Here is a 12,236-nt window from a genome sequence, read left to right as displayed (position 1 = left end):
CTGCACGGCGCGGCACCGCTGGAGGAGCGCTCGCCCACCGGCGCGCCGTCGACGCTCAGGTAGTCGTGCCAGGTGGTGACGGCGCCCGCGACGACCTTCTCGCTCCCCATGCCGGAGACCGGGTCGTTCAGGTAAGTCGTGCTGGCGCTCGGCGTCCCGCTGCAGGCCGCGGCGGCGTAGCTGTCCATCCGCAGCCGGTTGTGCTCGGAATCATAGGCGAGACAGTCCGCCGTGCCGCCCTGCGCGATGGAGCGCGTCCGGTTGAAGCTGCTGTAGGCGATGCTGCGCCCCGCGCCGCCGGTCAGGTTGCCGTTGGCGTACCCCTACAGTCACTTGTATTCGTCAATGGAACGTTCGCACCCGATGCTGACGGCTAAATTGTGTATCGGCTTACGCTTTGGATTCGACCAATAGATATGGGGCTCGGTCTGCATGCCGGAGAGAAATGCACACGCCCCGTCGCGCGGCAATACGCACATGACGCGCCTCACCCCGGCTTCATATCCCGTGACGAGAAGTGTCTCTGGTTTGATGCTGTTAGGAACATTCTGCGAGCAACGGTAGGAATGGGCAAATCCAAGAAATACGTTGTACTCCTTCGGCGTCAGAACCGTCAGTTGATCCGGTCCTCTTCTGCTGAACGCCCGTGGCGATATCCAGATAATCGGCCTAGCGGGTTGGATAGTGTTTCCGATAACCCGGAGGCGCACCCAATGCGCTACTTCTGGGCCCGGCGGAGTTCCTGGCAAAAGTGTACCGAACTGCGCGTCCGCAAACGTTTGTGCTGCACCCAATATCAGCACGGTGAGGACCCAAGAAAGCCGATAGGCGCCTACCATCAATATCCAATTTCGGACGAGATGTGATGCGCGGCTTCGATAGCTGACATTTCCCTGCGCAATGCAGTTTCTGCCAGTGGTCAAAGAACTGGGTGACAAAATCCAAGGCGGTTGCTGAAGCCGGGCAGCCTGCACCGGCCCCGCTGCCGGCAGATTAAATTCGCCGACAAGTTTAAGGAGTGCGCCTAGGAGCATCGCTCGGGAAAGGAGAAGTTTCATAAGCCTTCAAAACCTTCGACGCACAACGATCAACTACAATAATAAACAATGGGGTGTCTAATACATCGATACGGCCTTGCCCAAAGATTAGCTGAACGGTATCCGCTTTCTCCAAAATTCCTGGCTTTCCTACTTCATACATTGTGTAGCGCTCGCCATAGGCTTTCTTTAGCTCGGGGACCACGAGCTTGTCGATTACGCCTTGATCGTAACTGAACGAACAAAATCTTCCGCTTGTCTGGACTGTAGAGACGCAACTACACAAACATAAACTCAATGCCAAAAATAATAGTCGCGGAGCCAAATACATAATTCGATCCACCAAATTGGATGTACTATTGCAGTGGGTGCGCCAGGTAATCAATCTGATTGTGGGTTGACCCATCCATCGACCATATGACACCGGGCACATTGTATCTCAGTGACCGGTTGAGATTGGCTTCGGAAGGCAAATCGGAGCCGGGTTGTCCAATTGGATGGGGATGCCACTCGAACAACAGAGTGCCCTTGGACGGGTCTGGATTGGGTGCATTCATGCAAGACACCGCTGCTGCGCTGCAAACAGCAGGCGTCCCCTCATATGGCTCGATTTGTATCGATCCATCCGATTCCCGGTAAACCTGTATACCACCCGTCTCACGGCCAACAGCAACGCTCTGACTATAGATTGAGTTCGCGGCATTGGTGAAACCTTCGCTAGCGGTTATCGCGTCGATTGCCTGCTTTTGTGAGGGGGGCACGGAAGTCGAATTTGGATCGATTCCAGCAGCTCTGATGTGGGCATTGTACTGCTGGTATGTTTCTTCCATGTCGCTACTATTGGTGTATGCCGCCGCCTCGGTGTTCTCGCCCTGCGAGTTTCCTCCGATCCCTGCGCCTGGGGATGTGTCGTAGACCTGTGCATCCATGCCGTTGAGGGCCTGGATGAGGGCCTTGACCTGATTGGCGGCCTGGTGCGCCGCGTCTTCGTCGCTGGCGTTGATCATGCTGGCATGCAGCCATTGGGCGGTTTGAGCCGCGAGCTCGCGCTGACGATAGCGATCGTAAAGATATGCGAGCGTTCCGATCATTCCACCACTGGCCATGCTGCCGTGGCCGCTGTCAGGTATGGGCGGCCCGTGTTGGAGGGGTCCCCCGTCGTCATCGCTGACGATCGGCGGTGGCCTGACGATGACGATCTCGCCGTTCCCCGAAGGATCGGTGGCGCTGAGGGGGCCGTTCTCGACATAGGCGTAGCGGTTGAGCGACTGGCTGCCGAACGGGTTCGGCACGATCCCGTCGGGGCTCAGGAAGCGGGCGATGGTGGGGTCGTAGAGCCGCGCATTGGCGTTGACCTGGCAGACGCTGTCCAACATCTCGTGCCCGGTATAGCCGCGGCTGGTGACCGCGGTGATCGTGCAGCCCGGATTGTCGCTGCCGTCGGCGTTGCGCCGCCGGCCCCAGGCGTCGTAGCTCAGCCGCTGGGCCACCGCGCCGGAACCATCGGTGATCACCGCGATGGAGCCCAGGTGGTCGCTCACGAAGTAGAGCCAGCTCGCCCCGCTGCTGCACGGCGCGGCACCGGAGCAGGAGCGCTCGCCCACCAGCGCGCCGTCGACGGTCAGATAGTCGTGCCAGGTGGTGACGGCGCCGGCGACGACCTTCTCGCTCCCCATGCCGGAGACCGGGTCGTTCAGGTAAGTCGTGCTGGCGCTCGGCGTCCCGCTGCAGGCCGCGGCCGCGTAGCTGTCCATCCGCAGCCGGTTGTGCTCAGTGTCATAGGCGAGGCAGTCCGCCGTGCCGCCCTGCGCGATGGAACGGGTCCGGTTGAAGCTGCTGTAGGCGATGCTGCGCCCCGCGCCGCCGGTCAGGTTGCCGTTGGCATCGTAGCTATAGCTCGGATTGGCCACGCCGTTGACCGTGCCGGCGATCGCCGACACCGCATGCGGCCGCACCGAGCCGGGGCCGGGCGTGGGGTAGGCATAGGTCCCGACATCCGACTTGGCGGTGATGTTGCCCACCGCGTCATAGGACACCGATTTGCTCACGATGCCGGCGCCCGCGGCGGTGCAGGCGGCCGGCGTGCTCGCCGCCGTGGCCGAGGCGGTGAGCCGGTTCAGCGCGTCGTAGCAGAACTTCTCGAACACGGCCTGGCCGGTGTCCGAGCGGGAGGTCAGGTTGCCCAGCGTGTCGTAAGCGTAGTCGAACGCCGCTCCTCAAGCGTGCGTCAATGAAGAAGCAACTGACCTTTGGTTTCAAAAATTCGGTCGGCGGCTTCAATGCTCCGCTGCATAAGATCGGGCGTTGCAGCTAGGCCCATATGTCCGGTGGCGGTCTGATAAAGGTATTTGACCAAGTCATCTCTGGAAAAATTCGGCTCGCCCATCATGACATAAACCTTGGCAGCATAGGCCCGATACTCGTCCTCGGCTCCCACTATGTCACGCACTCCGATGGGGTCCCAGTAGCGCAGAAGAAGGTTGTTCAAGGCCGAGCGAATCTCGCGGGATTGATATTTGTTCTTTCCGCTTGTCATGCTCTACGGCTTTCGCGGCGTAGTTATGACGGTCACCACCGTACCGTCTTGCTCTGTAATCACCGTAATCCCGTTTTCTGACCTAGTATACATCAATCGATTGTTATAAGTATCAGCCTCATCCCCATTTAAAATGGCATCCTCGACAACAGAAGGCGTTACGCCACGTCCTTGCATTTGATCCAAATCAGCCGTCAGAACACAGCGGTGACGATGTTTCAGATGCGTTGATGGAGCAAAAATCACGCGACCGATGCGCAGATTCAGAGCGGGATTCGTGTCGGCCGACGTGCAAAAGCAGCGTCGATACCTGTCAGCCCTGCCGTCGATTGATCGTCTGGAACATGAGTTCGATGGCCTTCTCGACGCTGATCGTGAAGATGCCACCCTTCGCATCCTGCCATTGTTTGTAGCCGCTCTCGAAGCTCGGAGCTGGCGACACACCCGTTGCAATAAGCCGGTCCACCGACGCCGCGAGCGCAGTTTTGTCGAACGGAATGTGCGCGATCTGTGTCACGCCGCCCGCACCGGGATTACCTTGCGGGATCGGTATATCCACTATCGAGACGTTGACGGAGACTCTGTCTCGCCACGGCTCCACGCGGCCGATGATGACCTTCGCCGTCGTCGGCGAAGCCGATTTTATCGACCACTCTTGGCCTGGCGCGAAGTCTGGAATCGGTGCGCTGGCGGTCTCAGCACGCACGGTGAGGGCGACAATCAACGCCGTGACCGCCAAAAATGAGAACGCAATTCGTTGGACAACCACCATCGTCACTCCTCTTAGATCACGGAGTAGACACTGGGATCGATGTCTTTGATCTTCGCCCCGACGAAGAGATCGCCGAACTGCGCCGTGGTCTTTTCGTCACTGAACAGACTCGGTGCAACCTTCTCCAGCTCACGCACAAAGTTCTTCGCCGACGCTCCGAATGACGTGCAAAAACCGACATAGCTCCCGCTCACGCGCGCCGATCCGCTGCGCTGCCGCAACTGAGGAATCTCTTTGTGCTCGATCAAAATTAGATCGCTTTCGACCGTGAAGACCGTCCGCGCCTCGCGGAACATCTGCTGATAGGGTGCTGACCGCGTGAAGATCGGCACAATTTTCAAAGTCTGTCTGATCGCATGAAAGACCTCCAACAAAGGCACTTCAACGAGCACGATTTTGCCGTCATCGGCTGCGATCTCCATCTCTCCTTGAAGCGAGTAGTTCGTGATGTCCATCATGGGCAACTGGCGAGCGTCCTTGCCGTCGAGCGCACCCAAGCTCGATATTTTGTAAGAGATTTGGAAGCTGCCGCTGCTCATATCAAAATCCACCAGCGCGCGGGAACATGTTGGTCACCGTTCGAACATCGACCGTGAGCACGCCAAGATTGATGGTCGTGCTCGTAGAATAGACGACATATCGGTTGGTCGCACCGGCGAACATATCGGTTCCAGCTCCCGGAGCCTGCGATATGTAGGCGAACGCCCAAAAATCTCGCGCGCGGACGCGTCGATCTTGCGCCGCAATCAACCTGCCGACCGCATAAAAGCGATACGCTCGAAGCATCGATGCCGCGTTGAACTCAATGCGATTTAGAGGTTGGATTCGTATCGACAAACACACCGAACAGCTATGCACGGCGTCGGTTGACGGCTTCGAACATAAGCTCGATCACCTGCGCGACACTGATCGTGAAGACGTCCGCTTTAACGTCAGATCGCCATTGTTCGTAGCCGCCCTCAAAGCCACTAGCAGGCTCTGTGTCCGTATTCAGAAGCTGATCCACCGATGCCGCGAGTGCTGATCTTTCGAGCGGTACGTGATCTATGCTCGTTATCCCGCCTGCTCCAGGTATGCCCTGTGGAATCGGTATATCAATGATCGATACATGGACAACGACCTTGTCCTTCCACGATTCAATGCGCCCGATCACGACCTTCGCCTTCGTCGGAGATGCCGATTTGATCGACCACTCTTGCCCTGGTGCGAAGTCGGGCTGAGCCGATGCACTTGTAGCTCCAGCGCGTGCAGCGGCGATAAAAATCAGCGCTATCGCCGCGAAGATCGGAGCCTTTCTGAACAGCGTTGCGGCGTGTCTCGCGATACAATCACCCATCGATTTCAAGCTGCACTTCGATATCCTGGCCGCGTGAAGCGCGATAATCCTGGCGTGCTTGCGCGAGGTATTTACTCGCCAATTCGACTTCCGTCTGCACCTCAGTAGGCACCTTGCCGATACCCTTCACCCTAACAATGTAGGGCGGCTCTATTGCATTAACTCCACCGTAAATCATGGAGTCGATCAGCGCATCAACGCTCTGGCCGTGCCATCTCGGTGCACCGAGCGCAGCAAGAAGCGCATCGTAAAAGTCCGTCGCTGCCGCCCAATTTGCCCCGTCCAGTTCAATTACCTGCATAGATTTCTCTTTAACGACATCGACATCCAGCCAACCCGTCAGTGAACTGGGTAGAAGCTGTTGTAGTGCGTGTTCGTATAGTACATCTGGAGCGAACTGCTATCGACGATCAATCGCGTGTCGCCTCTAAAGCTTCCCATCTGCACATCGAGAGACACATAAGCGCCCGGCGGTAACACAGCGCCGGTCTGCTTTGATGGGAAGTTCATATACGGATGTGGATTCAATGCTGCGAGGTCTTGTGCAGTCCCATTTTTAACGATGCTCACTGTCCTTTGCAGCGCTGCCGCTTCTATCGGCGTCAGCATTGGCTTGTTCAATCCCTTCGGATCGAGCGGATCAGTGACGCCATTCGGTAATGGTATTCCCACTACATGAGCACCGAATCCAGATTTCGACGCAATGTCCTCAGGCCCAACACCGCCGTAATAGACGCCGTTGTTGAGCCCACCATTTGTGTCATCTCCTTCAGGCGTAACAACGACGGTCTCCACGCCGTTGCTATCCAGCCTGCTCGGCCCGCCCTGATCGGCTGGGCCCGTGATCGCCACGCTCGCCGCGGCCTCGGTGTTCTCGCCCTGCGCGTTTCCTCCGATCCCCGCGCCGGCGGAGGTGTCGTACATCTGCGCGTCCATGCCGCCGAGCGATTGCATGGCGGATTTGACCTGGTTGGCGGCCTGGTGCGCGGCGTCCGCGTCGGCGGCGTTGATCAGGCTGGCATGTAGCCATTGGGCGTTGACCGCCGCCATCTCGAGCTGGCGGTAGTGGTTGTAGAGCCCCGCCAGCATGGCCATCCCGCCGCCGCCGCCGGCCGCGCTGCCGCCGCCCCCACCCTTGGGGCCGTCGCCGCCATTGTCGACCGGCGGATGCGTGCCCGGGACGATGACGAGCTCGTTCCCCGAAGGATCGGTGGCGCTGAGGGGGCCGTTCTCGACATAGGCGTAGCGGTTGAGCGACTGGCTGCCGAACGGGTTCGGCACGATCCCGTCGGGGCTCAGGAAGCGGGCGATGGTGGGGTCGTAGAGCCGCGCATTGGCGTTGACCTGGCAGACGCTGTCCAACATCTCGTGCCCGGTATAGCCGCGGCTGGTGACCGCGGTGATCGTGCAGCCCGGATTGTCGCTGCCGTCGGCGTTGCGCCGCCGGCCCCAGGCGTCGTAGCTCAGCCGCTGGGCCACCGCGCCGGAACCATCGGTGATCACCGCGATGGAGCCCAGGTGGTCGCTCACGAAGTAGAGCCAGCTCGCCCCGCTGCTGCACGGCGCGGCACCGGAGCAGGAGCGCTCGCCCACCAGCGCGCCGTCGACGGTCAGATAGTCGTGCCAGGTGGTGACGGCGCCGGCGACGACCTTCTCGCTCCCCATGCCGGAGACCGGGTCGTTCAGGTAAGTCGTGCTGGCGCTCGGCGTCCCGCTGCAGGCCGCGGCCGCGTAGCTGTCCATCCGCAGCCGGTTGTGCTCAGTGTCATAGGCGAGGCAGTCCGCCGTGCCGCCCTGCGCGATGGAACGGGTCCGGTTGAAGCTGCTGTAGGCGATGCTGCGCCCCGCGCCGCCGGTCAGGTTGCCGTTGGCATCGTAGCTATAGCTCGGATTGGCCACGCCGTTGACCGTGCCGGCGATCGCCGACACCGCATGCGGCCGCACCGAGCTCGGGCCGGGGGTGGGGTAGGCATAGGTCCCGACATCCGACTTGGCGGTGATGTTGCCCACCGCGTCATAGGACACCGACTTGCTCACGATGCCGGCGCCCGCGGCGGTGCAGGCGGCCGGCGTGCTCGCCGCCGTGGCCGAGGCGGTGAGCCGGTTCAGCGCGTCGTAGCAGAACTTCTCGAACACGGCCTGGCCGGTGTCCGAGCGGGAGGTCAGGTTGCCCAGCGTGTCGTAAGCGTAGTCGAACGCCGCAACCGCGCCGCCCGTGCCCGCGCGCACCGCGGTCAGCGCCCCGGTGTTGGGATCGAAGGTCTGCGTCGTGGCGACCCCGTTGCCCGCGGTCTGCAGCGTCGCGTTCAGTTCGGCGTCGCGGCTGTTGACGGTCCACAGCACCGCGCCCGATGCATCGTCCTTGACCTGCGAGAGATAGCCCAGCGCGGTGTAGGCGTTGCGGCGCACGAACCCGGAGGGATAGGCCACCGTCGCGGGGCGGCCGTCGGAATCGTAGGCGGTGGTGTAGACGTAAGTATTGCTGCCGATGACCAGGGTCATGGTCGTCGGCCGGCCCAAAGCGTCGTAGGCGAAGCTGCGGTCGGAGGCCACACTGGCACAGCCCGCGGCGGTGCAGGTCTGGGCGTCGACCGGCCGCCCGATATTGTGGCTCGCCGCCGAGCTGCCATAGGCCCAGGCGCTGTAGAGGCCCGCCTCCGTGCGGCTGAGCGGCCGCCCCAGGACGTCGTAGGTCAGCGTGGTGGTCTGCGACTTGGCGTCGGTCTGGCTCGTGAGCTCGCCCAGCACGTCGTAGACATAGCTCCACGATCCCATGTCGGGATCGGACGACGCGGTCTTGTTGCCGCGCAGGTCGTAGGTGTTGCTGGTGACGTTGCCCACCGAGTCCGTGACCGTCAGCAGGCTGCCATAGGCGTCGTAGACATAGCCGGTGGCATGGCCCGCGGCGTCGGTGACGCTGGCGTTGAGGCCTTGCGCGTTGCGGGTGATCGACGTGGTCTGGCTGAGATTGTTGGTGGCGGACACGGTCAGGCCGTGGAAGGCGAAACTCGCATGGCTGCCGTCCGGAAAGGTGGTCTGCGTCACGCGGCCCAGATCGTCATAGACGTTGACGGTCCATTTCGGCGTGCCGCCGGAGACGAAATAGGGCCGGCTGGTCTGATGCACGAAGCCGTTGGCGTCGTAGGTCCTGGCGGTGCGGATCCAGGCGCCGCTGAAGCCTTGCGCATCGGTGGCGATCACGCGGCCCAGGCTGTCGTAATAGACGATGCCGGCCGGGCCGTTCTGGGTGCCGCCGGAATTCTGCGGCGTCGCCTGCGCGACATAGGCGCCGTTCGCCGGGCAGGCGAAGGCGCCGCCATTGACGCCCGCGCAATAGGCATAGGAGAGCGCCGTCTTGGTGCCGTCGGGGCGCGTCTCCAGCGTGCGGCGGCCGAAACTGTCGTAGCTCCAGCCGGTCGTGATGCCGTTCGGGTCGGTGTGGCTCGTCGGCTGGGCGAAGCCGGGGTCGTAAGCCGTGCTGTCGGATTGCGACAGCGCATTGGTGGTCGAAGTGGCGAATTCGCCCCGTGCGTCATAGCCCACATGGGAGACGCGGGTGGCGATGCCCGAACCGCTCACCGTCGACTGGATGCGGTTGCCATAGGCGTCATAGGTGTAGTCGGTGTAGAGCCGGTAGGCCGCGTTGCCCGGCTCGATCACCTCCTCGGTCAGCAGGCCGGTCGCCGCATCGTAGGTGAATCCGGAGGTCCGCGTGATGGTCGACGCGCCCACGACGCTGGTGACGCTGATATTCGTCAGCCGTCCGAGGAACCAGTGGACCGCATCGTTGCTGTAGGTGTTGGTGGTGGTCTTGGATGAGCCGTCCGACACGGCGACTGCGACCGTCAGGGCATTGCCATACGTGTCGTACGTGTAGTTCGTGGTCGTGGTCGGCAGGGTCGAGCCGTCGAGATCGTGGCCGGACACCACGCTCTGGCTCAGGAAGACGAAATTGCGCGTGCCGCCCAGATTCGTCGCGCCGAAGGTGTTGGACACCGTGCTCAGCGTCGTCGCGCCATGCACCAGCGTCGACGAGGACACCTCTCCGGTATAGGGGAAGTCGGTGCGGAAATTGAGGGTCTTGACCGTGCCGTCCTGCAGGTTGGTCTCGACCATCTGCGAGAAGCCGAGAATGCCGCGGCCCGACAGATCGCTCTTCAGACCCGAATAGGCATAGGTGTGGGCATAGGTCCCGCCCATGCCGTTGGCGGCATCCACCCGCGAGACGACATAGCGCGCGTCGACCACATCCTGCGCCGGATAGGCCGCGCCGCTCCCTTTGGTGTAGATCGTTCCATGATTGAGGCGGTCGTAAGTGATCGTCGTCGTGGCGCCGACGCCGTTGGAGATCGCCGTGATCAGCTCCGGCACGTAGCCGAAGGTGTAAATCGTGTCGAAGCCGCTGTTCGTGTTGATCCACAGATCCGTCGCGCCGTCATTGTTCCAGTCGGCGCCGTAACCGCCGGATGACGCCCAGGCCAGCGGGATCGTCGCGGCCAGCGTGAAGCCGGTGCCGGTCGAGAGATAGATCGATGCCGATGTGGCAGTGACCGGAACGACGGCGAGATCGGTCTTGCCATCGCCATCGAAATCGCCCGGGACAATGGTAACCAGGCCGCCCCACGCCGCCGGCGTCGGAAAGGCTGTCGTGACCATGCCGGTGCCGGTCGACAGGGTCATCGTGCCGGGGCCGGACGGTGAGAGTATCAAGGCATCGGTCTTCCCGTCGCCGTTGAAATCTCCGTAGGTAGGGTTGATGCTACTGCCGCCCCCGGCCGCCTGTGCAACGGCGGGCGCGCAGGAATAGCTGATAATCCAGTCCTGGTTCACGTCGTCACAGCCGTCGCCGTCGAAATCGTGAACGAAAATCGGATCGACGTCATTGAGACTGGGAAAGGGTGGGCCGGCGGTGAACCCGCCTACGCCGTCGCCGAAATTCGGCGTGAAAATCACGGTGCTCGGCGTCTCGCTTATGTAATCCGCGCGGCCGTCACCATTGAAATCGCCGAACCCGAAAAGCGGGTGCCGCACACCGCCGATGATACCGATGCTTCCGAGATGTCCGGCCCGGTCGTTCAGAAGCAGCGCATGAGGATTTTTGGGGAGCCAGTGGCCCGCGCTATAAAGCGGAAGAGCGGCGTCGGCGAAACCGTCGCCATCGATGTCGATGGCCGCCGTGATGTCGAGACAGGCGGGACCGCTATAGCCCGGGCCGCCGCCCAGCGGCGTCGCCATCGTCATGCCGGTGGCGAAGGTCCCTGCCTGCGAGCCGAAATTCACCGTGCCGCCGGTCGGGCATAGCGGCACGAACGACGTTCCATCATAGGCCAGGCTGAAGACCGCGTCGGTCAGGCCGTCGCCGTTGAAATCGCCCGGCACGATCGCCAGGCCCATGCTGTTCGCCCCGGCGGAGGCCGACGACACCGTGAGCGTGCCCGTGCCGCCCTGCCAGGTGAAGCTCGTTGGCGCCAGGCAAGCGCCGCTCGCGTCGCATTGCGTCAGCGACGTCAATCGGCTGTGCGTCAGAGACGTGCCGGCGCGATAACCGAGGCGATAATCGACGACGAGATTCGCGCCGGCATAGGCCTTGACGTTCGTCAGCAGCACCGTCGTCTGGATCAGCGATCCCGCCTGGTAGGTCGGCACGACGTCGGCACGGCTAGTGTTGTAGGTGAACTGCACCGAATTGTAGGGGCTCAGGCCGGCCGCCGCATTGCCCGTGTAGTCGATCCGCGTCGGATAGGCTTGGCCGTTCGTGGCATCGTTCGTGTAGGTGACGCTGTAGTAGTTGCCTTTGGCATCGAGCACCTTGTCGACCGCCCAGACGCGCGCCGTCGCTTTGCCGACGGCCAGGACGCGCGAGTCGGCGGTATTGCCGAATTCCAGGACCTGTCCGGCTTTGGTATGGACTTCGAACCACGCCGGCCCGTTGCCGGCGGTGCCATGCGCGATGACGCGCGAAAAGCTCTCGATCTCGGTGCGATATTCGCTGCCATCAGCCCCGTAGGTTCCGCTGATCAGCACCAGATGCTGGCCGTTCATGCAGAAGCGGTCGTTGGAGTCGTAGTTGACGCCGCCATGGATACCGTCCTGGGCGACCGTGCGCGGACAGCGGCCGATCGCGGATAGTCCGCTGAGCGCCCATCCCTTCCCGACGATGCCGTCGCCCGCCTGACTGGAATAATTGAGCGAGAGGGCCGGCATCATGCCGGCAGTGCCGGGCGTCACCATCAAGGGGAGCGAATATGTTGCCGCGCCCATCGGATCGACGCTGAACGTGCCCGGCACGGTCATCAGCGGCGGCACATCGGTCGCCATTGCACGGTCGGTCCAGGCAACCAAGCACAAAAGAAGTGTAAACATCGCGAGGAAGCGATCGCGCCAAAGCGACGGTCGCGCTTCGGCGCCACTCAAGGGTGTTGTTCGAACAAGAGCGTAGAAGAGTGTCTTGATCGTCAAAACTGAACGAACGCGACGTTCTGAGCAACGAAGCAAGGCAGCCCCCCGGGATCTGACAAGATCACGCTCGAACTTACGCCACCCGCGAGCGCAATC

At 61.8% G+C, this 12,236-nt stretch carries 9 protein-coding genes; all 9 read right to left on the bottom strand.

The genetic code is table 11. The annotated features are described in order from the left end of the window. Positions 1–329: 329 nt before the first annotated feature. Entirely contained in the window at positions 330–1,058 is a 729-nt protein-coding gene (locus tag WDM91_23100; protein MEI9997501.1) for a hypothetical protein, read from the bottom strand. A gap of 335 nt (positions 1,059–1,393) precedes the next feature. After that, entirely contained in the window at positions 1,394–3,184 is a 1,791-nt protein-coding gene (locus tag WDM91_23095; GenBank protein MEI9997500.1) for an RHS repeat-associated core domain-containing protein, read from the bottom strand. Positions 3,185–3,264: 80 nt separating this feature from the next. Next, on the bottom strand, positions 3,265–3,573 hold the full coding sequence (locus WDM91_23090) for a hypothetical protein (protein MEI9997499.1): 309 nt from the start codon (positions 3,571–3,573) through the stop codon (positions 3,265–3,267). A gap of 313 nt (positions 3,574–3,886) precedes the next feature. Then, the gene (locus WDM91_23085) at positions 3,887–4,345 is read right to left on the bottom strand and encodes a hypothetical protein (protein ID MEI9997498.1); all 459 of its coding nucleotides are present in this window, start codon (positions 4,343–4,345) and stop codon (positions 3,887–3,889) included. An 11-nt stretch (positions 4,346–4,356) separates the two neighbouring features. Then, positions 4,357–4,884, bottom strand: a complete 528-nt coding sequence (locus tag WDM91_23080) for a hypothetical protein (GenBank protein MEI9997497.1) — start codon at positions 4,882–4,884, stop codon at positions 4,357–4,359. 1 nt (position 4,885) lies between these two features. Further along, entirely contained in the window at positions 4,886–5,131 is a 246-nt protein-coding gene (locus WDM91_23075; GenBank protein ID MEI9997496.1) for a hypothetical protein, read from the bottom strand. A 64-nt stretch (positions 5,132–5,195) separates the two neighbouring features. Next, a complete protein-coding gene (locus WDM91_23070; protein ID MEI9997495.1) occupies positions 5,196–5,690 on the bottom strand; it encodes a hypothetical protein in 495 nt (164 codons plus the stop codon). Beyond that, positions 5,674–5,982 carry a barstar family protein gene (locus tag WDM91_23065; GenBank protein ID MEI9997494.1) on the bottom strand — a complete coding sequence of 103 codons (309 nt, stop codon included), beginning with the start codon at positions 5,980–5,982 and terminating at the stop codon, positions 5,674–5,676. Before WDM91_23065 ends, WDM91_23070 begins: the two co-directional genes overlap by 17 nt. A gap of 38 nt (positions 5,983–6,020) precedes the next feature. Then, positions 6,021–11,999 (bottom strand): FG-GAP-like repeat-containing protein, encoded by a 5,979-nt coding sequence (locus WDM91_23060; protein MEI9997493.1) that lies wholly within the window; start codon positions 11,997–11,999, stop codon positions 6,021–6,023. Between the last annotated feature and the right edge of the window lie 237 nt (positions 12,000–12,236).

The sequence above is a fragment of the Rhizomicrobium sp. genome (assembly GCA_037200385.1).
GTDB lineage: Bacteria > Pseudomonadota > Alphaproteobacteria > Micropepsales > Micropepsaceae > Rhizomicrobium.
The sequence above is the reverse complement of the archived record's forward strand: the minus strand, read 5'-3'. Positions and strand labels throughout refer to the sequence as shown.